23 protein-coding genes are annotated in these 24753 nt (G+C 70.7%); 8 read left to right on the top strand and 15 right to left on the bottom strand.

Features of this window, described 5'->3' with window-relative positions:
• Positions 1-71 precede the first annotated feature (71 nt).
• Positions 72-776: a transglycosylase SLT domain-containing protein gene (locus ACIBL4_RS06460; RefSeq protein WP_399407085.1), complete on the top strand. Its 705-nt coding sequence runs from the start codon at positions 72-74 to the stop codon at positions 774-776.
• Between the two features lie 137 nt (positions 777-913).
• Entirely contained in the window at positions 914-2233 is a 1320-nt protein-coding gene (locus ACIBL4_RS06455; RefSeq protein ID WP_399407083.1) for an AI-2E family transporter, read from the top strand.
• A 158-nt stretch (positions 2234-2391) separates the two neighbouring features.
• Here ACIBL4_RS06455 and ACIBL4_RS06450 read toward each other — a convergent pair whose 3' ends face one another.
• Both ACIBL4_RS06450 and ACIBL4_RS06445 read right to left on the bottom strand, forming a co-directional pair.
• Positions 2392-2925, bottom strand: a complete 534-nt coding sequence (locus ACIBL4_RS06450; RefSeq protein ID WP_397628169.1) for an alkyl hydroperoxide reductase — start codon at positions 2923-2925, stop codon at positions 2392-2394.
• A gap of 6 nt (positions 2926-2931) precedes the next feature.
• Entirely contained in the window at positions 2932-3486 is a 555-nt protein-coding gene (locus tag ACIBL4_RS06445; RefSeq protein WP_399407080.1) for a peroxiredoxin, read from the bottom strand.
• A 139-nt stretch (positions 3487-3625) separates the two neighbouring features.
• On the opposite strand from ACIBL4_RS06445, the gene ACIBL4_RS06440 reads away from it, so the two are divergent.
• Positions 3626-4570, top strand: coding sequence for a LysR substrate-binding domain-containing protein (locus ACIBL4_RS06440; RefSeq protein ID WP_399408094.1), 945 nt, complete (start codon positions 3626-3628; stop codon positions 4568-4570).
• Between the two features lie 28 nt (positions 4571-4598).
• Here the strand turns inward: ACIBL4_RS06440 and ACIBL4_RS06435 are convergent, their stop codons facing one another.
• From ACIBL4_RS06435 to ACIBL4_RS06415, 5 genes are all read right to left on the bottom strand, one after another.
• Complete coding sequence (locus tag ACIBL4_RS06435; protein ID WP_399407078.1) at positions 4599-6938, bottom strand: ABC transporter permease; 2340 nt, start codon at positions 6936-6938, stop codon at positions 4599-4601.
• Positions 6935-7624, bottom strand: a complete 690-nt coding sequence (locus tag ACIBL4_RS06430) for an ABC transporter ATP-binding protein (RefSeq protein WP_399407076.1) — start codon at positions 7622-7624, stop codon at positions 6935-6937. The genes ACIBL4_RS06435 and ACIBL4_RS06430 overlap by 4 nt, the downstream gene beginning before the upstream one ends.
• Positions 7621-8145 (bottom strand): PadR family transcriptional regulator, encoded by a 525-nt coding sequence (locus ACIBL4_RS06425; protein WP_382590125.1) that lies wholly within the window; start codon positions 8143-8145, stop codon positions 7621-7623. Before ACIBL4_RS06425 ends, ACIBL4_RS06430 begins: the two co-directional genes overlap by 4 nt.
• A gap of 127 nt (positions 8146-8272) precedes the next feature.
• The gene (locus ACIBL4_RS06420; protein ID WP_283969479.1) at positions 8273-8542 is read right to left on the bottom strand and encodes a hypothetical protein; all 270 of its coding nucleotides are present in this window, start codon (positions 8540-8542) and stop codon (positions 8273-8275) included.
• Positions 8539-9474 (bottom strand): SPFH domain-containing protein, encoded by a 936-nt coding sequence (locus ACIBL4_RS06415; protein WP_390988197.1) that lies wholly within the window; start codon positions 9472-9474, stop codon positions 8539-8541. Before ACIBL4_RS06415 ends, ACIBL4_RS06420 begins: the two co-directional genes overlap by 4 nt.
• A 260-nt stretch (positions 9475-9734) precedes the next feature.
• On the opposite strand from ACIBL4_RS06415, the gene ACIBL4_RS06410 reads away from it, so the two are divergent.
• Positions 9735-12035, top strand: coding sequence for a transglycosylase domain-containing protein (locus ACIBL4_RS06410; RefSeq protein ID WP_399407073.1), 2301 nt, complete (start codon positions 9735-9737; stop codon positions 12033-12035).
• A 12-nt stretch (positions 12036-12047) separates the two neighbouring features.
• Positions 12048-12413 (top strand): hypothetical protein, encoded by a 366-nt coding sequence (locus ACIBL4_RS06405; RefSeq protein WP_399407071.1) that lies wholly within the window; start codon positions 12048-12050, stop codon positions 12411-12413.
• Positions 12414-12524: 111 nt separating this feature from the next.
• Here the strand turns inward: ACIBL4_RS06405 and ACIBL4_RS06400 are convergent, their stop codons facing one another.
• The 4 genes from ACIBL4_RS06400 to ACIBL4_RS06385 form a co-directional block, all read right to left on the bottom strand.
• Positions 12525-14669 carry a SpoIIE family protein phosphatase gene (locus ACIBL4_RS06400; protein WP_399407069.1) on the bottom strand — a complete coding sequence of 715 codons (2145 nt, stop codon included), beginning with the start codon at positions 14667-14669 and terminating at the stop codon, positions 12525-12527.
• A gap of 322 nt (positions 14670-14991) precedes the next feature.
• Positions 14992-15684: a DUF402 domain-containing protein gene (locus ACIBL4_RS06395; RefSeq protein WP_399407067.1), complete on the bottom strand. Its 693-nt coding sequence runs from the start codon at positions 15682-15684 to the stop codon at positions 14992-14994.
• A gap of 83 nt (positions 15685-15767) precedes the next feature.
• Positions 15768-17156 carry a class II fumarate hydratase gene (locus tag ACIBL4_RS06390; protein ID WP_399407065.1) on the bottom strand — a complete coding sequence of 463 codons (1389 nt, stop codon included), beginning with the start codon at positions 17154-17156 and terminating at the stop codon, positions 15768-15770.
• Positions 17157-17446: 290 nt separating this feature from the next.
• On the bottom strand, positions 17447-19117 hold the full coding sequence (locus tag ACIBL4_RS06385) for a fumarate hydratase (protein ID WP_399407063.1): 1671 nt from the start codon (positions 19115-19117) through the stop codon (positions 17447-17449).
• A gap of 179 nt (positions 19118-19296) precedes the next feature.
• Between ACIBL4_RS06385 and ACIBL4_RS06380 the strand changes: the two genes are divergently transcribed.
• Positions 19297-19983 (top strand): DUF1707 domain-containing protein, encoded by a 687-nt coding sequence (locus ACIBL4_RS06380; RefSeq protein ID WP_399407061.1) that lies wholly within the window; start codon positions 19297-19299, stop codon positions 19981-19983.
• Positions 19984-20157: 174 nt separating this feature from the next.
• Positions 20158-20532: a WhiB family transcriptional regulator gene (locus ACIBL4_RS06375; protein WP_078945338.1), complete on the top strand. Its 375-nt coding sequence runs from the start codon at positions 20158-20160 to the stop codon at positions 20530-20532.
• 98 nt (positions 20533-20630) lie between these two features.
• Here ACIBL4_RS06375 and glpX read toward each other — a convergent pair whose 3' ends face one another.
• Positions 20631-21665 carry a class II fructose-bisphosphatase gene (gene glpX, locus ACIBL4_RS06370; RefSeq protein WP_020275873.1) on the bottom strand — a complete coding sequence of 345 codons (1035 nt, stop codon included), beginning with the start codon at positions 21663-21665 and terminating at the stop codon, positions 20631-20633.
• Between the two features lie 127 nt (positions 21666-21792).
• Between glpX and ACIBL4_RS06365 the strand changes: the two genes are divergently transcribed.
• The gene (locus tag ACIBL4_RS06365; RefSeq protein ID WP_399407059.1) at positions 21793-22317 is read left to right on the top strand and encodes a DUF4245 domain-containing protein; all 525 of its coding nucleotides are present in this window, start codon (positions 21793-21795) and stop codon (positions 22315-22317) included.
• Between the two features lie 71 nt (positions 22318-22388).
• Here the strand turns inward: ACIBL4_RS06365 and ACIBL4_RS06360 are convergent, their stop codons facing one another.
• From ACIBL4_RS06360 to xseA, 3 genes are all read right to left on the bottom strand, one after another.
• Positions 22389-22979, bottom strand: coding sequence for a malonic semialdehyde reductase (locus ACIBL4_RS06360; RefSeq protein WP_399407057.1), 591 nt, complete (start codon positions 22977-22979; stop codon positions 22389-22391).
• Between the two features lie 140 nt (positions 22980-23119).
• Positions 23120-23365 carry an exodeoxyribonuclease VII small subunit gene (locus ACIBL4_RS06355; protein ID WP_399407055.1) on the bottom strand — a complete coding sequence of 82 codons (246 nt, stop codon included), beginning with the start codon at positions 23363-23365 and terminating at the stop codon, positions 23120-23122.
• A gap of 9 nt (positions 23366-23374) precedes the next feature.
• Positions 23375-24583 (bottom strand): exodeoxyribonuclease VII large subunit, encoded by a 1209-nt coding sequence (gene xseA, locus ACIBL4_RS06350; RefSeq protein ID WP_399407053.1) that lies wholly within the window; start codon positions 24581-24583, stop codon positions 23375-23377.
• Positions 24584-24753 lie beyond the last annotated feature (170 nt).

The following is a 24753-nucleotide window of genomic DNA, read 5'->3' as shown; positions in this document are numbered from 1 at the left end:
GAGGCCAGTGCCAGGGGCACGATTGCGTCCGCGAGGGTCACCGAAGCGGGCGATGCTGGAAGGAAAACCGTGTGAGCCGGATCTCGGTCCGGGGATTCGCAGTGGCCTCGGCCACGGCGGTCACCGCTGTCGGAAGCGTCGTCGGCGTTGCCTCGGGCAGCACCGCGCAGAACAACGACGCCGAAGCGACGGCCAGCGGCACCACGCTGCTCGCAGACATTCCCGCGGGCCAGCAGGCCCAGGTGCAGACGGCGTCGCTGACGCAGCAGGCCGACGCACAGGCCATCGCCGCCGACGCGAGCGCGAAGAAGGACGCCGAGGAGGCCGCCCGCAAGGCTGCCGCCGAGACGGCCATCGCCAAGAAGAAGGAAGCCGCCGAGAAGGCCGCCGCGGCCGAGAAGGCCGCCAAGGAGCGCGCGGAGGCCAAGGAGGCCGCCGCCAGCCGCTCCAAGGACATCTCCGACTTCCCCGTCGCGACCTCCTACTCCATCGCGCAGATCCAGGCGATGGCGCGGCAGATGGTGCCGGCGGGTCAGTTCCAGTGCTTCAGCAACATCGTGGACCACGAGTCCGACTGGAACTACAAGGCGGTCAACCCTTCCTCCGGGGCCTACGGCATGTTCCAGGCGCTGCCCGGTTCCAAGATGTCGTCCGTCGGTGCCGACTGGCGGACCAACCCGGCCACCCAGATCAAGTGGGGCCTGAACTACATGAACGACCGCTACGGCAGCCCGTGTGACGCCTGGTCGTTCTGGCAGGCCAACAACTGGTACTGAGCCCGCGGCCCTTCAGCCGCAGCCATCCTCAGCGCGAGCCCCTCACCGTCGTACGGTGAGGGGCTCGCGCCATGTACGGTCTTGACGGACGACTCCAGGGGGGAGTGGTGCGGAGAGACGGGGGAAAAGGACGGATCATGTCGCGAGTGCCAGGGTGGCTCGGCCGGCTCGGTGCCGAACTGACCGAGATGAGCGAGCGGTGGAACGAACGCCGCGCCGAGGCCGAACGGGAGCGGGACGAGGCCGAGTCCCGGACGTCGTCCGACGAACACGTGCCGCCGCCCCCGGACTACGCGCCCGACGTACCCGCCCGGCCTGATCCCGCGCTGGCCGTGCCGTGGGGGGTGCGGGTCGCCGCGGAGGCCGGCTGGCGGCTGCTCGTCCTCGCGGGCACGCTGTGGGTGCTGATGCGGATCATCAGCGCCGTCCAGCTGGTGGTGCTGGCGTTCGTGAGCGCGCTGCTCATCACCGCGATCCTCCAGCCGACCGTGGCGCGGCTGCGACGGCTCGGGGTGCCGCGCGGGCCGGCCACGGCGCTGACCGCGATCCTCGGCTTCGTCGTCATGGGGCTCATCGGCTGGTTCGTGACCTGGCAGGTCATGGAGAACATCGACGACCTCTCGGGCCAGATCCAGGACGGCATCGACGAGTTGCGGAACTGGCTGCTGAACAGCCCCTTCCACGTCACGGACAAGCAGATCAACGAGATCGCCAAGAACCTGCGGGAGGCGGTCGGCGCGAACACCGACCAGATCACCTCGGCGGGACTGGAGGGCGTGACGGTCGTCGTCGAGTCGCTGACGGGGATTCTGCTGGCGGTCTTCTCCACCCTGTTCCTGCTCTACGACGGCAAGCGGATCTGGGAGTGGACGCTGAAGCTGGTGCCGGCGGCGGCGCGGCCGGGGGTGGCCGGGGCCGGGCCGGCGGCGTGGCGGACGTTGACGGCGTATGTGCGGGGCACGGTGGTCGTCGCCCTGATCGACGCGATCTTCATCGGGCTGGGGATCTACTTCCTCGACGTCCCGATGGCCGTGCCGCTGGCGGTGTTCATCTTCCTGTTCGCGTTCATCCCGCTGGTGGGTGCGGTGGTGTCCGGGGCGCTGGCGGTCGTCGTGGCGCTGGTCACCCAGGGGGTGTTCACGGCTGTCATGACCCTCGTGGTGGTGCTCGCGGTGCAGCAGATCGAGGGCCACATCCTGCAGCCGTTCATTCTGGGGCGGGCGGTGCGGGTGCATCCGCTGGCCGTGGTGCTGTCCGTGGCGTGCGGGGGGATGGTCGCCGGGATCGGGGGCGCGGTGGTGGCCGTGCCGTTGGTGGCCGTGACGAACACGGTGGTGGGGTATCTGCGGGCGTACTCCCGGAAGTCGGCGTTGCGGCATTCGGTTCGCCCGCGGGGTGCGACAGCGGTGGGGGCGGTGGATCAGCCCGGCACTTCTTCCGAGGCGCCGTCGGAGTAGCCCGGCTCCCAGGGGGCTCCGCCCACTGGCCCCCCCCGGACCTATGCCCACCCGCCGCCCGACACGGTCGGACAAGAAGCAGCACTCGAAGAGCCAACAGGGCCCCGCCCACCGGTCAGGTGGGCGGGGCCCTGCAATGCGGGGCGTACAGCCGGGGGTTACTCGGCCAGTACCGCCTCGGCGTCCAGCGTCACGCCGACCGCCTGGATCACGGACGCGATCTTGAACGCCTCCTGGATGACCTCGCGGTCGAGGCCGGCCTTGCGCAGGACCTGCTCGTGGGAGTCCAGGCACATGCCGCAGCCGTTGATGGCGGAGACCGCGAAGGACCACAGCTCGAAGTCGACCTTGTCGACGCCCGGGTTGCCGATGACGTTCATCCGCAGGCCCGCGCGCAGGTTGCCGTACTCGTGGTCCGACAGCAGGTGCCGCGTGCGGTAGAAGACGTTGTTCATCGCCATCACCGCGGCGGCGGACTTGGCGGCCGTGTACGCCTCGGGCGACAGGTTGGCCTTCGCCTCCGGCTCCAGCTCGCGCAGCACGATCGGGGAGCGCGAGGCGATCGCGGTCGCCAGGACCGTGCCCCACAGCTGCTGGGCCGGCAGGTCCGAGTTGCCGATGACCGAGCCCAGGTTGAGCTTAAGGTCCTTGGCGTAGTCCGGTATGGCGGACTTGAGTGCGTCGAGGGACATGTCAGATCACTCTCCGGCGAGCAGCGCGACCGGGTCGAGGGTCTCGTCGCCCTTCGACCAGTTGCAGGGGCACAGCTCGTCCGTCTGGAGCGCGTCCAGGACCCGCAGGACCTCCTTCGGGTTACGGCCGACCGAACCCGCGGTCACCATCGAGAACTGGATCTCGTTGTTCTGGTCCACGATGAACACCGCGCGCTTGGCGAAGCCGTCCTCGTCCTCGATGCCGAGCTCGCGCATCAGCTCGTGCTTGGAGTCGGCCATCATCGGGAACGGCAGGTCGCGCAGGTCGTCGTGGTCCTTGCGCCAGGCGTGGTGGACGAACTCGGAGTCGCCGGAGAAGCCGAGGACCTGGGCGTCGCGGTCGGCGAACTCGTCGTTCAGCTTGCCGAAGGCGGCGATCTCGGTCGGGCACACGAAGGTGAAGTCCTTGGGCCACGCGAAGATGACCTTCCACTGACCCTCGTAGGTCTTGTGGTTGATCTGCTGGAACTCCTTGCCCTTCTCCAGCGAGACGCAGGCGGTCAGATCGAACTCGGGGAACTTGTCACCGACAGTGAGCACACGCTCTCCTTGCAGCGAAGAAAGACCCGGATTGCGGGTGTTTCCCATGGGTTGGACGTTATTGATGTTGGCACAGGGGCGATTGATTACGGAAATAGCTACACTCGGTCGAGTTGATCGGAGGTAGTTATCAGTGACTGTGGGTAATAAGCGCAGGCAGCCGAGCCTCGCCCAGCTGCGAGCCTTCGCGGCGGTCGCCGAGCACCTGCACTTCCGGGACGCCGCAGGGGCCATCGGCATGAGCCAGCCCGCCCTCTCGGGCGCCGTCTCGGCGCTGGAGGAGACACTCGGAGTGACGCTCCTCGAGCGTACGACGCGCAAGGTGCTGCTCTCACCCGAGGGCGAGCGGATCGCCGTACGGGCCAAGGTGGTGCTGGCCGAGGTCGGCGCGCTGATGGAGGAGGCCGAGGCGGTCCGGGCGCCGTTCACGGGCGCGCTGCGGCTGGGGGTCATCCCGACCGTGGCGCCCTATCTGCTGCCCACCGTCCTGCGACTCGTCCACGACCGGTATCCGCACCTCGACCTCCAGGTGCACGAGGAGCAGACCGCCAGCCTGCTCGACGGCCTCACCAGCGGCCGGCTCGACCTGCTGCTGCTCGCCGTACCGCTGGGCGTGCCGGGTGTGGCGGAACTGCCGCTGTTCGACGAGGACTTCGTCCTCGTCACCCCGCTCGACCACCCGCTCGGCGGACGCGAGGGCATCCCGCGCGAGGCGCTGCGCGAGCTGAACCTGCTGCTGCTGGACGAGGGGCACTGCCTGCGCGACCAGGCCCTCGACATCTGCCGGGAGGCCGGCCGCGAGGACGCGCCGGTCACCACGACCGCCGCCGGGCTGTCCACCCTGGTGCAGCTCGTCGCGGGCGGGCTCGGCGTCACGCTGCTGCCGCGCACCGCCCTCAAGGTCGAGATCTCCCGCAGCAGCCAGCTCCTGACCGGGTACTTCACCGACCCGGCCCCCACCCGCAGGGTCGCTCTCGCGATGCGGGCGGGGGCCGCGCGCGGCGCGGAGTACGAGGAACTGGCGGCGGCCCTGCGGGAGGCGCTACGGCCGTTGCCCGTACGGGTCCTGGACCGGGACGCCTGACGGTCCGGCGCAGAAGAGCCTGCGGCTCCTACTCGGTCCGTAGCCCGTCCGGCCGCATCAGCTTCAGCAGCGGCGGCAGGCTCAGCAGCGTCACGACCAGGACCACGCCCGCGCCGATGCCGGTCATCGACAGCACACTCGGCCAGTCGACCCGGACCGACGTGTTGGTCATCCGCAGCAGGACCGCGCCCAGGGCCATGCCCACCGCCGCGGCGAGCAGCAGTCCCAGCCCGATCGGGATCGCCGTCTGCCACAGCACCGACAGGCTGAGGGTGCGGCGCCGGGTGCCGAAGGCCACGAGGGCCGACAGCAGCTTGCGGCGTTCGCGCAACTGCTCCAGCTGCGAGACCAGCAGGCTCGCCCCGATCAGCGCGAGCACACAGGCGGCTCCGACGGACAGACCGGTGCGTATGGTGGCGTAGCGGTCGTTGCTCTCGATGCTGCGCCAGGTCATCGGCTGGATCGTCGGGTCGAACCGCGCGGCTGTGTTGCGCACGTGGTCGTACGCGTCCGGCACCGAGGGGTCCACGCTCAGGAAGAGCTGCGTGGAGGTCAGCGCCCCGAGCTTCTCGGGCAGCGCGCCGGGGGTGAGCAGAATGCCGCCGCGTTCGTACCCGGTGGGGTCCTCGCGGGACTGGGCCTGCCGGATGTTCCGCGGCACGGTCCAGGAGACCGAGCGGTCGCCGGGGCGGTCGGAGTCGTCCGGCTCGGCCCACAGGGTCGTGCCGGGCTTGGCCAGGTGCTCGCCCTCGCTGTCGTACGCCGAGCCCTTGACCGCGAAGACGTCACCGTCGTGGCAGGAGGGGAGCGTGGCCACCTCGCGCAGCGACGCGCAGTCGGCCACGGTCAGCTGGATGATGGCCTCCGCCTCGCCGCGACGGTCGCCGAGATGGACATCGGACAGGGCGGTGACCTCGCGCACGCCGTCGGTGTCGCGGTACTCGGCGACGGTGGACGCGGTGTCGCCACCGTCCGGCACGTCCACGCTCATCTGGGCCCGGCTGACGTCGTACTGCGACGCCCTGGTGTAGGTGCCCTCCACTCCCGCGAAGAGCATCTGCAGGGCGATCGCCCCGGCCACCGCCACCGCGATGCCGTTGACCATCCGGGCCGCCGCGCCACTGCTCAACTGGAGCCTGCGAACGGCCAGTTGCCAGGCCACCCCGCCCGACCCGAGCCGGGCCACGACCGTCTCCACCACCCAGGGCAGCAGGGCCGTGACGCCGACCAGCAGGAGCATCACCCCACCGACGACGAGGTACTGGTTGAACTCTCCGCCGTCGTCGCCCTGCCCGACCATCGGGAAGAGCAGCGCGAGCCCGCCGAGCGGCAGCAGCAGCCGCCACCACAGCCGGCGCCGCGCGGGCCTGGCCGTGCGCACCACGCCGAGTGGCTCGATGACCACCCCGCGCAGGGCGAGGATCGTCACCACGACCGCGGCCGCCGGCACGGCCAGCGCGACCAGGACGGCCAGCACGGGCGAGGGGTTGAGATAGCTCGGGAACACGCTGACGCGGTACACCTCGGCCGATGCGGCCAGTTGCCGTCCGAGCAGGAAGAACCCGGTGCCGAGGACGAGCCCCAGCACGGAGCCGGCGAGTGCCTCGCCGGCGGCGATCCGCCGGGTCATCCGGCTGTCGGAGCCGACCAGCCGCAGCGCCGCGAGCCGGCGGTCACGCCGCTCGCCTCCGAAGCGCACGGCCGCGGCGATGAACACGGCGACCGGCATCAGCAGCACCACGAAGACGACCAGGACCAGCAGGAGCAGCACCGGGTCCCACGGGTCGGACGGCGCGAGGTCCGGGTTGCCGAAACTGTCGATCCGGGCCCCGCTCGCCGGGCCCTCGAGCCGTTCCGCGAGCCCCGTGCCGCCCGCGAAGTAGGCGAGTTCCTGCGAGCCGACCAGCCCCTGCTCGCCGATGGTGCCCGTGATCCGGTAGTCCAGCCGCTCCCGCAGCAGCTTGCCGTCGTCGGAGGCGAGCAGCTCCTTCAGCGCGGGGGAGACGACCATGTCGCCCGCCGCAGGGAACTCGGCGACCCCCGGAGGCAGCGGAGCCCGCGGGCCCTCCGCCTCCAGCAACCGGCCGCGCACGTCCCGGTCCCGGAACGTGGTGTCCGAGTCCAGGACGATCAGAGTGTCGTCGGCCTTCGGTATCTTCTGCTGGCCGAAGGTGTGGTCGCTGCGCGCCTCCTCGCGCCGGTCCCGTTCCGCCAGGGCGTTCGGGATGGCGGTGGTGAGCAGCAGCAGTGCCACGCCGAGCCCGACGCCGACGGCCGTCAGCAGGGCCCGGGTCCACCCCTCGCGTCCGCCGGCGAAGGCGAACCGCGCCCCCATGGCCAGGTCCCGGGCCCACTGCCCGACGCTCATACGACGCGCTCCATGTCCCGCGACCGGCCGTCCCGTACGACGATCTCGCGGTCGGAGTACGCGGCCACCCGCGCCTCGTGCGTGACGAGCACCACGGCCGTGTTGGCCGACCGGGCGGCGTCCGTGAGCAGCTCCATCACGCGCTCGCCGTTGAAGGAGTCGAGGGCGCCGGTCGGTTCGTCGGCGAACACCACGCGCGGGTTGGTGACCAGCGCGCGGGCGACGGCGACCCGCTGGCCCTGGCCGCCGGACACCTCGCCGGGCCGCTTCTTGCGCAGCTCGTCGACCTCCAGCCGCTCCATCCACGCCAGCGCGGTCCGCTCGGCCTCCTTGCGGGACGACCCGTTCAGGCGCATCGGGAGCGCCACGTTCTCCACGCAGGTGAGTTCGGGCACGAGCTGGCCGAACTGGAACACGAACCCGAACTCCGAGCGCCTGAGCGCACTGCGTTCGGCGTCGCTCATCGCCGTCACCTCACGCCCGTTGTACGTGATCGAGCCCGAGTCGGGCGTCACGATCCCGGCGAGGCAGTGCAGCAGCGTCGACTTGCCCGACCCGGACGGACCCATCACGGCGACGACCTCGCCCGGGTGGATGGAGAACTCGGCACCGTCGAGCGCGGTGGTCGGCCCGTACGCCTTGCGCAGGTCCTGGGCGGTGAGCAGCGAACCAGCGGGAATCGTCACCGGGCCACCGCCTCACGGAGCTTGTCCAGGCGGGCAGCGGTCAGTTCCAGCCAGCGCAGGTCCGCCTCCAGGTGGAACAGGGCGTGGTCGCAGATCAGCTGGTCGGCCAGATCGCCCTTGCGCTTGCGGTCGGTGAGGATCCGCATGCTGCGCAGGTGCTCCGAGCGCTGGGTGTCGAGGATGTCGGCGGCGTCGCGGTGGGTGAGCAGCGCGAGGACGACCTTGGTGTAGAGGGTCGACTGGAGGTACGGCTCCGGCTTCTCCGGCGTCGCGAGCCACCGCTCGACGTCGGTGATGCCGGCCTCGGTGATCGCGTACCGCTTGCGCTCGGGGCCGCCGCCGGCCTCGATGCCGTCGACCTCGACGAGCCCGTTCTTCAGCAGCCGGGACATCGTCGAGTAGACCTGGCCGTAGTGCAGCGGCCGGTCGTGACCGAACTTCTCGTCGAAGGCCCGCTTCAGGTCGTAACCGTGGCGCGGGCCGGACTCCAGGAGTCCCAGGAGGGTGTGACCGATGGACATGTGATGACTCTACATACCGTGTATACGCCGGATGTATACGCCGAGTGTGTAGGCCATGGCGGGCGGTGCCGCCGTGCAGGTCGGGCCGGGTTGTCACGGTTTCGCAACAGCCCCGGAGCCGGTCCGTTCAGGCCGGTGGGGGTCCGGGGGGCGAGCCTCCGGGAGACCCGGGCGGCCGTCCCCGCCGGGGCAGCGGCCCGGTCTCCCGCGGCAGCCGGCCCGCCTCCGCCAGCGCCCTGCGCAGCAGGAACTCGATCTGCGCGTTGGCCGACCGCAGCTCGTCCCCGGCCCACCGCGCGAGCGCCTCGTACACCGCCGGGTCCAGCCGCAGCAGCACCTGCTTGCGCTGCTGCTGCGGCCGGCGCTGAGGGCCCGGACCCTCGGGAGGGACCGTCACTGGTAGAGGGACCCGGTGTTGAGGACCGGCTGCGCGGCACGGTCACCGCACAGCACGACCATGAGGTTGGAGACCATCGCCGCCTTCCGCTCGGAGTCCAGCTCCACGATGTCCCGCTCGGTGATGCGGGCGATCGCGGCCTCCACCATGCCCACCGCGCCGTCCACGATCTGCCGCCGCGCCGCGACCACCGCTCCGGCCTGCTGCCGCTGGAGCATCGCCGAGGCGATCTCGGGGGCGTAGGCGAGGTGCGTGAAGCGGGACTCGATGATCTGCACGCCGGCCGCCTCCACGCGCGCGTGCAGTTCGACGGCGAGCTTCTCGGTGATCTCCTCGGCGTTGCCGCGCAGCGAGAGGCCGTCCTCCTCGTGGGCGTCGTAGGGGTACTCGATGGCGATGTGCCGCACGGCCGCCTCGGTCTGGGTGGAGACAAACTCGATGTAGTCGTCGACCTCGAAGGTGGCCTGGGCGGTGTCCTCGACGCGCCACACCACGACCGCGGCGAGCTCGATCGGGTTGCCGTAGGCGTCGTTGACCTTCAGGACGGCCGTCTCGTGGTTGCGCACGCGCGTCGAGATCTTGGTGCGCGAGGTGAAGGGGTTCACCCAGCGCAGGCCGTCCTGCCGGATCGTGCCCCGGTAGCGGCCGAAGAGCTGGACGACCCGGGCCTCGCCCGGCGCCACCATGTTCAGCCCGCACATGGCGAGGAAGGCCGCGAGCGCGACCAGGATGCCGCCGATGATCAGCCCCGCCTGCGCGCCGGTCGCGTCCACCGAGGTGGCGACCGCGATCAGACCGGCGCCGGCCAGCAGTCCGAGGAGGCCGAGCAGCAGGGCGAGCCCGCCGCCGATGCTGTGTGCGGTGAACTCCCGCACCCGTGGCGCCGGCATCTCGGGCACGTCGGCCGTGACCTGCGTGTCGTGCGTGGACATGGGTGGTCCCCCGTTCTTCGGTCGAAGCCACTCCTGCATAGCTTCCATCTATCTAAGTGATATCACTTTTTCGCGTCCTGGCAACCCTACGCGTGTCTCGAACGTCGGTTCCGTTGGGATGGGTGCTGATTGTCACGCCCGCGAAGGGCCGGATCGGCAGCCCTCTCTCTTGTCTCCCGGTGTTAGCTTTCTGAGCTGACCTGAGCGGCGAACCCGTGTGACATGTGAGCACACACGAACGAAGCGGAGCGGTCGGACCCATGGGACGAGCGGAAGAAAGACGCGCCAGACAGCGCGGTGGGCGCCGGGCGGCACCCAAGCGCCGCCGTTCGTCGGGCGCGGCCGGGAAGAGCGGCATACGCAGGCTCTTCACCTGGAAGAAGATCCTCGGCACCTTCTTCGGCCTGTGCCTGCTGGGCATGGGGGCCTTCATCGTGCTGTACATGATGATCGGTATCCCCGAGGGGAACGCCGACGCCAAGCGGCAGAGCAACATCTACAAGTACAGCGACGGCGCCATCATGGCCCGCGACGGCAAGGTCAACCGCGAGGTCGTCGACCTGGCCAGGGTCTCCAAGGAGGTGCGGCTCACCTTCGTCGCGGCCGAGAACAAGACCTTCTACAAGGACGCCGGCGTCGACCTCAAGGGCACCGCCCGCGGCCTGTTCAACACGCTCGCGGGCCGGGGCGCGCAGGGCGGTTCGACGATCACCCAGCAGTACGTCAAGAACTACTACCTGACGCAGGAACAGACCGTCTCCCGCAAGCTGAAGGAACTGGTCATCTCCCTGAAGCTGGACCGGGAGAAGTCCAAGGACTACATCCTCGCCGGCTACATCAACACCAGCTACTACGGCCGCAACGCCTACGGCATCCAGGCCGCCGCCCAGGCCTACTACCGCACCGACGCCGAGAAGCTCGACGTGGCGCAGGGCGCCTACCTCGCCGCGCTGCTCCAGGCCCCCAGCCAGTACGACTGGGCGGCCGCCTCCCCGACGGGTAGGAAGCTGGTGAAGGCCCGCTGGAACTACGTCCTGGACAACATGGTCGACGAGGGCTGGCTGAGCCGGTCCGAGCGTGCCGGCATGAAGTTCCCGGTGCCGAAGGAGCCGAGGCCCGCCCCCGGCATGGAAGGCCAGAAGGGCTACCTGGTCAACGCGGCCAACGCGGCCCTGGAGAAGCAGCTCGTCGCCGAGGGCACCGCGAGCAACGCCAAGGAAGCCGAGGCGATGGTCAGCGCCGGCGGCTGGACCGTCACGCTCAACATCGACAAGAAGAAGCAGGCGGCGCTGGAGAAGTCCGTCAAGCAGCAGCTGACCAGCAAGCTGGACCCCGAGAAGCGCAAGGTCGACGGGGACATCCAGGCCGGTGCCGCGTCGGTGAACCCGAAGACGGGCGCCGTGGTCGCGATGTACGGCGGCGTGGATTACTTCAAGCACTACACCAACAACGCCACCCGCTCCGACTACCAGCCCGCCTCCACGTTCAAGCCGGTCATCCTCGCCGCGGCCCTGGAGGAGCAGGCCGAGACGCAGGACGGCAAGCCGATCACCGCGAACACGGTCTACGACGGCACGAGCAAGCGCCAGGTCGTGGAAAACGGCAGCGAGGTCGGCTTCGCCCCCGAGAACGAGGACGACAAGAACTACGGCCCGATCTCCGTTCAGACGGCGATGAACAAGTCCGTCAACTCCGTCTTCGCGCAGATGGGCGTCGACGTCGGCATGACCAACGTGGTCGACGTCGCCGGCAAACTCGGCATGGACACCAAGAACATGGAGGCCGTGCCCGCTCAGACCCTGGGCAGCATGGGTGCGAGCCCCCTGGAGATGGCGGGCGTCTACGCGACCCTCGCCAACCACGGCAAGAAGGTCACCCCGGCCCTCGTGAAGTCGGCGGAGCACCTGAACAAGACGGTCACCATGCCCGACCCGGTCGGCGACCAGGCCGTCAGCCGCGAGGCCGCCGACTCGGTGACCTCGGTGCTCACCGGCGTGGTCGACGACGGTACGGCGCAGAAGTCGGTGCGTGACAACCCCGGGCGCGACGGCCAGCAGGTCGCGGGCAAGACGGGTACGTCCGACAACAACAAGTCGGCCTGGTTCACCGGCTACACACCGAACCTGGTCACCTCCGTCGGCCTGTTCGGCGAGGACGCCAAGACCCACGCCCAGGTCCCGATGTACAAGGCCGCCGGCGAGCCCCGGATCAACGGCGGCGGCTTCCCGGCGCAGATCTGGGCGTCGTACACCTTCGGCGTGATGGGTGGCGTCAGCAAGTTCGACCTGGACACTGAGCAGGGCGCGGCCGTCCAGCCGACGTGGACGCCGACGCCCACGCGGGAGCCGACCAAGGAGCCCACGCAGGAGCCGACGACCGAGGAACCGTCGTCGTCACCGCCGCCGACGACGGAGGAGCCGAGCAGTTCCCCGCCGGCGAGTCCCTCGACGACACCGCCCACCATCACCCCGCCCGCGTCCCCGCAGACGTCACCGCCGGACGACGGTGGCGGCGACCCGTTCGACCCGGTCAAGCCGGGCGATGACCGACAGGACGAATAGCAGGAGACGATCATGCTGGTCGTCGTGCTCGCCACCACCGTCTTGGCCATCGGCGTTCTGATCGCCAAGGTCATCATGTTCTCGTGGACCAGGCGGGTGCTGCTGGCGGACATGGCCCATGGAACCCTGGCGGAAGCCGCGGTGCTCCTCGCGAGTGTTGCCTGGTTGATCAACGTGTACGGCGTGGCCTCGGTGTTCGGGGACCGTGGCCGGGCCGTCTCCTTTCTCCCCGCCCGCCAGGTCCGTCATACGGACCATGGCGTCATCGACCTTGTTCCCGCCTGGATCGCGCCCACCGTGGTGGCACTGTTCGCCGCCGCCGCCCTCTGTCTCCTCCTCGCCGCGGGGCTGGCCGTACGGAGCGGGAAGATCCCATGATCGACCCGCCGTGCCAGGAAGGCGGCGGCAGCCCGCCGGCGACAGAAGGACCGCCCCCGAAGAAACTCCGGGGGCGGTCCTGTGCCGGTCGGCGTCACGCGGCCGAGACGGTCAGTTGCGGTTGAGTTCGAACCAGACGACCTTGCCCGTGCTGAGCCGGGTCGCGCCCCAGCGCCGGGCCAGGCGGTTCACCAGGTACAGCCCGCGTCCGCCCTCGTCCGTGGCGCGCGCCTGCCGCAGGCGCGGCAACTGCGGGACGTCGTCGCCCACTTCGCAGCGCAGCACGTCCGTGCGCAGCAGCCGGAGCGTGACCGGCCGGGAGGCGTACCGCACGGCGTTCGTCACGACCTCGCTGACCAGCAGCTCGACGGAGTCGCTGAGCTCCTCCAGGCCCCAGCGCTGCAGTGCGCGCCGGGCCAGGCGGCGGGCCCGGCCGGGCGCGGCGTCCTCCGGCTCCAGGAACCAGTACGCCACGTCGCTGGGCGCGATGCCGTCGAAGCGGGCGGCGAGCAGCGCGATGTCGTCGTCCCGGTCGCCCGGGCCGAGCATGTCGAGCACCTCGTCGCACAGCGCTTCCAGGGGCGGCGGATGGTCCGGCCCGGTGAGCTGCGCGGTCGCGGCGAGCTTCTCCCGCAACTGCTCGATGCCGGTCCACACGTCCCGCAGCCGGGACTCGACCAGGCCGTCGGTGTACAGCAGCAGGGTCGCGCCGGCGGGCGCGTCCAGCTCCACGGCCTCGAAGTCGACGCCGCCGACGCCGATGGGGGCACCGGCCGGCACGCGCAGCACCTCGGCACGGCCGCCCAGGTGGAGCAGGACGGGCGGCGGGTGACCGGCGTTGGCGATGGTGATGCGGTGCGATACCGGGTCGTACACGGCGTACAGGCAGGTCGCCATGCGGTCCACGCCGAGGCGCTGGGCCTGTTCGTCGAGGTGGTGCAGGACCTCCTGCGGCGGCAGGTCGAGACCGGCGAGGGTCTGGGCGGTGGTGCGCAGCTGGCCCATGATGGCGGCCGAGGTCATGGAGTGGCCCATGACGTCGCCGACGACCAGGGCGACCCGGCTGCCGGGCAGCGGGATGGCGTCGTACCAGTCGCCGCCGACCCGGGCGGTCTCCGCGGCCGGCAGGTAGCGGGAGGCGAGCCGCACGCCCGTGGGGCGGGGCAGCGTCTCGGGCAGCATCGTGCGCTGGAGCTCGTCCGCGATGTAGGCCTCGCGGCCGTACAGCACGGCCTTGTCGATGCCCAGGGCGCTGTGCGTGGCGAGCTGGGCGGCCACCAGCAGGTCGTCCGGCTCGAAGGCGATGCGTTCGGGGCGGCGCAGGAACAGGGCGGCACCGATGACGCGGCGCCGGCCGCGCAGCGGGGCGAGGATCGCGCGCTGGCCGTCCGGCACGGCGAACTCGCCGCCGTCCCCGAGCAGTTCGGGCAGCGCGGCGCGCGCCGCGGGCGCGTCCGTGAACACCGGGCGCACACCCCGCAGCACCTCGGCGAGCGCGCTGCCGGGCCGCACCTCGCACAGTTCGGCGCCGACCGCGTCCAGCTCGTTCGGCTCGGGCTGCGTGGCCGGCAGGAAGCCGTTCTCCGTGTCGCGTTCGGCCGGTATCCGGTCCGTGCGGCGCAGCCGCAGCACCAGCGGGCCGGTGGGCCGCTCGTCGCCGACGGGCAGCGGGTCGCGCAGATAGACCAGGATCGCGTCGGAGAACGTGGGCACGGTGGCCCGGCACAGCCCCATCACGATCTCGTCGAGATCGATGCCGCGGGCGATCCGCCGGGTGGCGGCCCCCACGAAACGCAGCCGGTCCCCGTCCCGCCGCATCGGCGTGGGCCGGCCGGGCGGCAGACTCTGGCCGCTGCGGCGCTCCTGCCCGTCCGGGCCCGGCGTCGGCCGGTCCTGTTCGTCGGCCGGCTGGACCGGAATGCCCTCGGGGGCGGGCCGCGGCCGGGGGGTGTCGCGCTCGGCGGTCTGCTCGGTACCCGGCTGGGAGTGCTCGGAGGCGGGGTCGCTCACGGTGTCCTTGCCCTTGCCGAACGGCGTGGAGGTGCCCGGCTCCGACGTGCCCGGCGTGGTGTGCGCCGTCGTGAGCGGAGCGGTGACGTCGCCGCCGCAGCGGCCCTGTACCGGTAAGGCGCCCGCGCCGGGCGCACGCGCCGGTGTCGGGGTATGCAAGAGCCCCCCGCGGGGGTCCGCGGGGTCGACGCCCGGTTGTGGGCGTTCGAAGGAGGTCGGCTGCTCCGTCACGCGTGTCGCATCCATCCGTCCGGGGCTGCACGCCAGAGGTGCAGTGGGTCCCGCCGAAACTCCGATACCCGGAATACGTGTCCCAGGAACGGAATTCCCGCGTGGTCAGAGGTTGTTCCTGTGCAACCGGCGGACCGTCTGCGGCCCTCAGGGGCCTTCTGCCGGCCCCTGGGGCCCGTGGCGCAGGCCCTGCCGGTGTTGCCCTCGTACCCCTCGCTCACGTCCTGCCGCCCCTCGGTGACGATCGGTCAAGCTCAGCGCGTGCTCCGTCAGTTGCCGCCGCGCGCCCTTGCGGAGGACGATCCTACGTTTCTTGCCCGGGGGCGCATCAAGGGTCTCATGAGGACACATGCGCGGGCGTACGGTCCCAGTCCTCCGGCAGTGACGGTACCGCCCAGGACGGATCCGGGCGCCAGTGCTGCCAGCCTTCCGAGAACGGCGGCCCCCAGGCCCGGATCATCTCCACGGCGGCCCGCCCGGCCGCCCGTACCTTCTCGGCCTGCTGATCGTCCATCAGCCCGTCCCGCAGGGCCTGGGCGAACTCGTCCTCGTCACGCCAGTGCCACGTGCGGTCCGGGTGCACGGAGATGTCCAGGAAGTGGTCGACGGAGTCCACACCGCCCTCCCAACGGGCCAGCGGCTCCTCCAGGTTCACGTACCAGTTCTTGAACCGCCAGCCCGGCTCCCAGAACAGCCACACCGACCAGGGCTCGGCCGGCCGGGCCAGCTTCAGCACGCCCGTGCCGAACCAGCGGTCGCGCTGCACGGCCCGCGGCTTGGTGTAGCGGGACTCCAGCGGCTCCAGGTGCACGGGGGTGCCGTCGGCGAGCACGGGCCGCATACACTCCGTGCCGGGCGCCAGCCACACGGCGAGCAGCTCGGCGTCGTCCCGTACGACGGTGACCGGACGCGCGATGTGGAAGCGCGCGCCGCCGTTCTCCCGGTACCGCCACAGGATCTCGCTCCCGGGCTCCCAGAAGCCTGCCGCACCACCCGTTTCCACGCGTCTCACCGCTTCACCGTCTGCCATGCACAGATATTAGGTGCCCTGGGCATACGACGCTGCGGCGCGTGTCACGGTTCACGCGCCGGGCGCGCCACGGCGGCGGATCGTCACGGATGCGTCATCCGCAGGACATCAAGCGCCTCGTCGAGCTGCTCCGGGGTCAGGTCGCCGCGCTCCACGTACCCGCCGTCCAGGACCACCTGACGGATGGTCTTCCGCTCGGCCAGCGCCTTCTTGGCGACCTTCGCGGCCTCCTCGTAGCCGATGTACTTGTTGAGCGGCGTGACCACGGACGGGGAGGACTCGGCGTACTCCCGCGCCCGCTCGCGGTTCGCGGTGATGCCGTCGACGGTCCGGTCGGCGAGCAGCCGCGTGGCGTTCGCGAGCAGCCGCACGGACTCCAGCACGTTCTTCGCGATGACGGGCAGCATGACGTTGAGCTCGAAGTTCCCGGCCGCGCCGGCGGTGGAGACGGTGGCGTCATTGCCCACGACCTGCGCGCACACCATGAGCAAGGCCTCCGGAATGACCGGATTCACCTTGCCCGGCATGATCGAGGACCCGGGCTGGAGGTCGGGCAGGGCGATCTCGGCGAGGCCCGTGCGCGGCCCGGAGGACATCCACCGCAGATCGTTGGCGATCTTCGTCAGCCCGACCGCGATGGTCCGCAGCTGCCCGCTGGTCTCGACGATGCCGTCCCGCGCGCCCTGCGCCTCGAAGTGGTTCCGGGCCTCGGTGAGAGGCAGCCCGGTGGTCCGGGCGACCTCCTCGATCACGGCGGCGGAGAAACCGGGCGGGGTGTTGATCCCCGTGCCGACGGCCGTACCCCCCAGGGGCAGTTCGGCGAGCCGGGGAAGGGACGCCTGAAGCCGCTCGATCCCGTACCGCACCTGTGCGGCGTACCCACCGAACTCCTGCCCCAGCGTCACGGGCGTGGCGTCCATCAGGTGGGTCCGCCCCGACTTCACGACATCGGAGAACTCCTCGGCCTTGCGCTCCAGGGAGGCGGCGAGGTGGTCCAGGGCGGGGATCAGATCACGGGTGACGGCGGCGGTCGCGGCGATGTGAATGGAGGACGGGAACACGTCATTGGACGACTGGGAGGCGTTGACGTGGTCGTTCGGGTGGACACTCCTGCCCAGCCGCTCGGTCGCGAGCGTGGCGATGACCTCGTTGGTGTTCATGTTGGACGAGGTCCCGGACCCGGTCTGGAACACGTCGACGGGGAAGTGCTCGTCCCACTTCCCCTCGGCCACCTCGCCGGCGGCCTCCTGGATCGCGCCGGCGACGTCCTCGTCGAGCACCCCGAGCCGCGCGTTCACCTTCGCCGCGGCGCCCTTGATACGGGCGAGAGCCTCGATGTGCGCCCGCTCGATCCGCTGCCCGGAAATCGGGAAGTTCTCGACAGCGCGCTGCGTCTGAGCCCGCCACTTGGCGTCGGCCGGGACACGTACTTCACCCATGGAATCGTGCTCGATGCGGTATTCGTCGCTCATACCGCCTATAGCGATCGAGAGGGCGGTGATGTTCCTGGGTGGGCCGAATGAGGGTGTGACGATCCGTGAGGGGGCGGGCCGAGGTTCAATGAGGGGCCCGGGACCCGAGACCCCTGAGGGGTGCACGGGACGTAGTCCCCGCCGGGCCCAGGCCTCACGTCCGAACCGTGTTGGGCGATGCCGGGGTCCAGGGGGCGGAGCCCCCTGGCGGGTCGAAGGGGCGGAGCCCCTGGGGATGGGACGGGTAGGGGCGGCGGGGGCGAGAACCACCCCGCCGCACCCACGGGGCACTACGCCAGCCCCGGCCCCCGCACCGGAATGCTCGTGAACGTGGGCGCCGGCGCCGGGTCCTGGAAGAAGTCGTTGCCCTTGTCGTCGACGACGATGAACGCCGGGAAGTCCTCGACCTCGATCTTCCAGACGGCCTCCATGCCGAGTTCCTCGTACTCGACGACCTCGACCTTCTTGATGCAGTCCTGGGCGAGCCGGGCCGCAGGACCGCCGATGGAGCCCAGGTAGAAGCCGCCGTGGGACGCGCACGCGTCCGTGACCTGCTTGCTCCGGTTGCCCTTGGCCAGCATCACCTTGGAGCCGCCCGCCGCCTGGAACTGCTCGACGTAGGAGTCCATCCGGCCGGCCGTGGTCGGGCCGAAGGAGCCCGACGCGTACCCCTCGGGCGTCTTGGCCGGACCCGCGTAGTACACCGGGTGGTCCTTCAGGTACTGCGGCATCTCCTCGCCCGCGTCCAGCCGCTCCTTGATCTTGGCGTGCGCGATGTCGCGGGCGACGACCAGCGGACCGGTCAGCGACAGACGGGTCTTGACCGGGTACTTCGTCAGCTCGGCCAGGATCGTGTCCATCGGCTGGTTGAGGTCGATCTTGACGACGTCACCGGCCTCGTCGAGGTGCTCGTCCGTCGTCTCCGGCAGGAACCGCGCCGGGTCCGTCTCCAGCTGCTCCAGGAACACCCCCTCGGCCGTGATCTTCGCGACGGCCTGGCGGTCGGCGGAGCAGGACACGGCGATCGCGACCGGGCAGGAGGCGCCGTGCCGCGGCAGCCGGACCACGCGCACGTCGTGGCAGAAGTACTTGCCGCCGAACTGCGCCCCGATCCCGATCTTCTGCGTCAGCTCGAAGACCTTCTGCTCCAGCTCCTTGTCCCGGAAGCCGTGCCCGAGCTCGGAGCCCTCCGCCGGGATCTCGTCCAGGTAGTGCGCGGAGGCGTACTTCGCGGTCTTCAGCGCGTACTCGGCGCTCGTACCGCCGACCACGATCGCCAGGTGGTAGGGCGGGCAGGCCGCCGTACCCAGCGAGCGGATCTTCTCCTCCAGGAACTTCATCATGGAGGCCTCGTTCAGGACGGCCTTCGTCTCCTGGTAGAGGAACGACTTGTTGGCGGAGCCGCCGCCCTTCGCCATGAACAGGAACTTGTAGGCGCCGCCGTCGGCCGCGTACAGCTCGATCTGCGCGGGCAGGTTGGAGCCGGTGTTCTTCTCCTCCCACATGGTGAGCGGAGCCATCTGCGAGTAGCGCAGGTTGAGGTTCTGGTACGCGTCGTAGATGCCGCGGGACAGGGCTTCCTCGTCGCGCCCTTCCGTCAGCACGTTCTGACCGCGCTTGCCCATCACGATCGCCGTGCCCGTGTCCTGGCACATCGGCAGGACGCCCGCCGCCGCGATGTTCGCGTTCTTCAGCAGGTCCAGCGCCACGAACTTGTCGTTGCCCGACGCCTCGGGGTCGTCGATGATGCGGCGCAGCTGCGCGAGATGGGCCGGGCGCAGGTAGTGCTGGATGTCGTGGATGGCCTCCTCGGCGAGCTTGCGCAGCGCCTCCGGCTCCACCTTGAGGAAGGTCCGCCCGTCCGGTCCCTCGACCGTGGAGACGCCCTCGGAGGTCACCAGCCGGTACGGCGTGGTGTCCTCCCCTTGGGGAAGCAGATCGGTGTACGCGAACTCAGGCATCTCAGCCCATTCCTCACTCGACGGACGGCGGCCCGCCTCCTTTGGCGAGCGCCAACAGCCTAGAACCTGCCTCCGGCAGTGACCCCCTGAGGTAAGGCTCAGTTCGTCACACTCGGCCGCGACACAGAGGCGTCGCGCGGGGGGTGTCGCGATCTATCGTGTTTGGGTACGCTGCTGCCGTGGACCTTCAGAAGCAGACCGCGCCCGCAGTCTCCGAGCTCCGTGCCTCCGACGCCGAGCGCGACCGCATCGCCGACATCCTGCGCGACGCCCTCGCCGAGGGCCGTCTCACCGCGGACGAGCACGCCGAGCGCGTCGAGGGGGTGCTGCGCGCCAAGACGGTCGGCGAACTGGACGTCTTCATACGGGATCTGCCCGCCGCCCACCGCCAGGGCCCCGGCCCCTCGCCGGCCCCGGCTCCGTACCGCCCCACGGCCGGCGCCATCCCGATCGACCCGGACGACAACGTGGTCGCGATCTTCAGCAGCGCCGTCCGCAAGGGCCGCTGGCGCACGGGCCGCCGTATCCACGCGTACTCGATCTTCGGCAGTGTCGAGATAGACCTCAGCGAGGCGCTCTTCGACCACCAGCAGGTCATGATCAAGGCGTTCTCGGTCTTCGGCAGCGTCGAGATCCGCGTCCCGGAGAACGTGTCGCTGCGCGGCATGGGCGGCGGCGTGCTCGGCAGCTTCGAGGTGGACACGCTCGACTCGGGCGACCCGGAGGCCCCGATCGTCTACGTCGACGGCTGGGCCGTCCTGGGCAGCGTCGAGGCGCGGCCCCGGCGCGGCAAGGTCGTCGCGGACATCCTCGACCGGGTGCAGCGCAAGGTCGACAAGAGTTTGCGCAAGCACCTCAACCATTGACAGTCGCGAATCCACCGGGGGTCGGGGCAAAACGGCCCACCGGTGACGCCGCTCGACGGAACGCGGAAACGGGGGCGAAACCAGCGCTTCGGAACTCAGTGCATAGGCGCGCGCACAGCGGGTAGGCCTTGCTGCATCGTCTCTCGCTCGCGAAGCCGTCGTCAGGAGTAGACCGTGCTGCAACCGCCGCATTCGTCCCTGGTAGCTGCCGTTCCGGCCCCGCGGGTGCCAGCGCGAGACAGGGACCAAGACGCCCCGTGGCACACCGAGGCGGTGTGCCGGCGTGACGAGGCGGGCCTGTTCTTCGCCCCCTCCAAGGAGCCGACCGCCGCCCGGCTCTCCCGGGAGGAGGCGGCGAAGCGGGTCTGCGCCCGCTGCCCGGTGATGGTCGAATGCCGCGAGCACGCCCTGCTCCAGCCCGAGCCCTACGGCGTCTGGGGCGGCCTCACCGCCGCCGAACGCCGCGTGGTCCTGGCCCGACGCCGCCGCCGGGACCTGGAGTTGAAGAAGGCGGCCCGCTCGGCGAGCACGATAGCCGCGGCCGGCTGATCGCCCGCACGACGAAAGGGCGCCCCCACCGCACCGGGGGCGCCCTTTCGTCGCGGGGTGAGCTGACCGAGCCCCACCCCCTCTACGGCTCTACGGCGCTACTTCCCCTTGTCGAAGTCGATCGCGCTGTACGCCCGCAGCTTGCTCAGCCGGTGCTCCGAATCGATCCTGCGCACCGTCCCCGACCGCGACCGCATCACGATCGAGTCGGTCGTGGCCGTCTCGGCCCGGTACCGCACGCCCCGCAGCAGCTCGCCGTCGGTGATCCCGGTCGCCACGAAGAACACGTTCTCCCCGGTGACCAGGTCCTCCGTCATCAGCACCCGGTCGAGATCGTGGCCCGCGTCGATCGCCCGCTGCCGCTCCTCGTCGTCCTTGGGCCACAGCTTGCCCTGGATCGTGCCGCCCAGGCACTTCACCGCACAGGCCGAGATGATGCCCTCCGGCGTACCGCCGATGCCGAGCAGCAGGTCGACGCCGGTGCCCTCGCGCAGCGCCAGGATGGAGCCGGCCACATCGCCGTCGGAGATCAGCTTGATGCGCGCGCCGGTGTCCCGGATCTCCTTGATGATGCCCTCGTGCCGCGGCCGGTCCAGGATCACCACCGTCACGTCCTCGGGCGCGGACCGCTTGGCCTTGGCGACCCGGCGGATGTTCACCGACACCGGCGCGTTGATGTCGACGAAGTCGGCCGCCTCGGGCCCGGTGACGAGCTTGTCCATGTAGAAGACGGCGGACGGGTCGAACATGGACCCACGCTCGGCGGCGGCCAGCACCGCGATCGCGTTCGTCATGCCCTTCGCGGTCAGCGTGGTGCCGTCGATCGGGTCGACGGCGATGTCGCACTCGGGCCCGGTCCCGTCGCCCACGCGCTCCCCGTTGAACAGCATCGGGGCTTCGTCCTTCTCGCCCTCGCCGATGACGACGACGCCGTTCATCGAGACGGTGGAGACGAGGGTCCGCATGGCACGCACCGCGGCACCGTCGGCGCCGTTCTTGTCACCCCGCCCGACCCAACGGCCTGCGGCCATCGCCGCTGCCTCGGTGACCCGGACCAGTTCCAGGGCGAGGTTGCGGTCGGGGGCCTCGGAGGGCACATCGAGTTCGGACGGCAAGTGATGATGCTCGGTCATCGGAGCGCACCTTTCTGTACGACGACGGCCGGATGAGGGTGTTGTTGCCCGACTCTATCGCCGAGACCGCAAAATGAGCAGGGGCCCCCACGGATGAGCGCACCGGAGACCTGCGACGATAGGGGGCGTGGCAGGCACGAACGGCAAGCAGAAGACGGCGCGGGACATGATCCTCTCTCTGGGAGTCATCGTCCTCGTGGCGGGCGTCATATACCTCTTCATCCCGCACGACGACAGCGCGCCCGACCTCAAGCGCGTCGACTACCGGGTCGAGCTGCTCACGGCGCGCCGAGCCGCCTCGTACCCCATCGCCGCGCCGCAGGGCCTGCCCGACGCCTGGAAGGCCACCTCCGTCCGTTTCCAGGGGGACGAGTTCGACGCCTGGCACCTCGGTTTCCACGACCCCGAAGGGGAGTACGTGGCCGTCGAGCAGTCCACTCAGCGGCGCCCCGTCTTCGTCGACGAGGCCACCCAGGGCGCGCGGGAGACCGGCAGGACCGAGAAGATCGACGGCCGGACCTGGACCCGCTACGAGGGCGGCCGGTACGACGCGCTGGTCCTGGAGGGCACCAAGGGCTCGACGACGGTGGTGACGGGCACCGCGTCGTTCGCACAGCTGACGAAGATGGCGGACGCACTGAAGACGGAGTGAGCCCCCCATCCATGACGAAGGCCCCCGGCGTGCACCGGGGGCCTTCTCGTGTCCGTTCTTGCGTCCGTCGGTCAGACGGTCGTGACGACCTGGTCGAACTCCAGGCGCGGGGAGCGCGGGTACCAGGCGTCCGGGCCCGGACGGCCGATGTTGAGGACCATCAGCGGGGTGTGGTCGTCGTCCAGGAACTCCTTGCGCACGCCCTCGAAGTCGAAGCCGGTCATCGGGCCGGCGGCGAGACCGGCGGCGCGGACGCCCACGATGAAGTACGCGGCCTGGAGGGCGGCGTTCAGCGTGGCGGCGTTCTCGCGGACCGGGCGCTCGGCGAAGAAGAGGTCCTTCACCTGCGGCATGGCCGGGAAGAGGTGCGGCAGCTCCTCGTGGAACTCGTTGTCCGCGGAGAGGATCGCGACCAGCGGGGCGGCGGCCGTCTTGGGCCGGTTGCCCTCGGCCATGTGCCGCACCAGGCGCTCGCGGGCCTCGGGGGAGCGGACCAGGGTGATGCGCAGCGGGGTCTGGTTGAAGGCGGTCGGGCCGTACTTGACCAGGTCGTAGATCGCCTGCACCTGCTCGTCGGTCACCGGCTCGTCGGTGAAGGCGTTGGCGGTACGGGCCTCGCGGAACAGCAGGTCCTGCGCGGCGGGGTCAAGGGCGAGAGACATGGGTGAACCTTCTGAACCTTCTCGAGCGGGTATGTCGGATGTCCCCGACCGTACGACAGTAAAGTTCAACCTTCAACCAACTGTGGGGTGTCGTGTCTCACTTCACAGTGAACCGCCCGTACCGCTCCGCGCCCGCTTCGCTACTCGGCGTCCGTTTCGCCCGAGGTCTCCTCCGCCAGCGCCGCGTCAAGCCGCGCCCGCGCCCCGTCCAGCCAGCGCCGGCACACCTTGGCCAGCTCCTCGCCGCGCTCCCAGAGCGCGAGGGACTCCTCCAGCGTCGTACCGCCCGCCTCCAGGCGGCGGACGACCTCGATCAGCTCGTCCCGCGCCTGCTCGTACCCGAGCGCCTCGGTCATGCCCGGTGTCTCATCAACCTCGCTGGTCATCCACCCACCCTATGTGTCCACTCGTACGGAGAACTCACCCTCGGAGACCCGTGCGCGCAGGGCCTCGCCGACCGCCACCTCGCCGGGATCGCGGACCGCGTGCCCGTCCGCCTTCTGGAGCACGGCGTACCCGCGCTTCAGGGTCGCGGCGGGGGAGAGAGCCACCACGCGCGCGTGCGTGTGCGTCAGCTCCGAGTCGGCCCGGTCGAGCTGGTGCCGCAGACAGCGCCGGCCCCGGTCGAGCAGGTCCGCCACGTGGTCGGCACGCTCGTCGATCATCCGGTGCGGATCCTCTATCGACGGCCGCGCCAGCGCGTGGGCCAGCCCGCGCTCCTCCCGCTCCACCAGCGCCGCCACGCACCGCCGCGCCCGGTCCCGCAGCAGCCGCACCCGCTCGTACTCCTCGCCGACGTCCGGCACGACCTTCTTCGCGGCGTCGGTCGGCGTGGAGGCGCGCAGGTCGGCGACGAGGTCGAGGAGCGGGGTGTCGGGCTCGTGCCCGATCGCGGACACCACGGGCGTACGGCACTCGGCCACCGTCCGGATCAGCTGCTCGTCGGAGAACGGCAGCAGGTCCTCCACGCTGCCGCCACCGCGCGCGACGATGATCACGTCCACGGCCTCGATCGCGTCGAGCTCCTTCACGGCCTGCACGACCTGCGGCACGGCGTGCACGCCCTGCACGGCGACGTTGCGCACCTCGAAACGCACGGCCGGCCAGCGGTGCCGGGCGTTCTCCAGCACGTCCCGCTCGGCGGCCGAGGCCCGTCCGCAGACCAGCCCGACGAGCTGCGGCAGGAAGGGCAGCGGCTTCTTGCGCTCCGGCGCGAACAGGCCCTCGCGCGTGAGGGCCTTCTTCAACTGCTCCAGGCGGGCGAGCAGCTCACCGACCCCGACGGGCCTTATCTCGGCGGCCCGCAACGACAGCTGCCCCCGCGGGGCGTACCACTCGGGCTTCGCCAGGACAACGACCCGGGCACCCTCGCTCACCACGTCCGCGACGGCGTCGAACACCTGCCGGTAGCAGGTGACGCTGACCGAGATGTCGTACGACGGGTCCCGCAGCGTCAGGAACACCACACCGGCGCCCGGCCGCCGCGACAACTGCGTGATCTGCCCCTCGACCCACACCGCCCCGAGCCGGTCGATCCACCCCCCGATCAGCCGCGACACCTCACCGACGGGGAGCGGGGATTCCGCAGACGTGTTCACAGCCATGCCGCGAGCGTAGTGGCCGCCGCTGACAACACACCTCACCCACCCGGCGACGCGGGCGGGTGCCCTGCACCGCCGGGCGCACCGCTCTTGGGCCGTTCGGGGGCGACGCCATTCCCGCCTGCCGGGCCCGGCCCGCACCGTCGGCCGGGGAAGCCGGTCCCGCTGCTTGC

Origin of the sequence: Streptomyces sp. NPDC050416 (assembly GCF_044458845.1) — a bacterium.
Classification (GTDB): domain Bacteria; phylum Actinomycetota; class Actinomycetes; order Streptomycetales; family Streptomycetaceae; genus Streptomyces.
The sequence above is the reverse complement of the archived record's forward strand: the minus strand, read 5'-3'. Positions and strand labels throughout refer to the sequence as shown.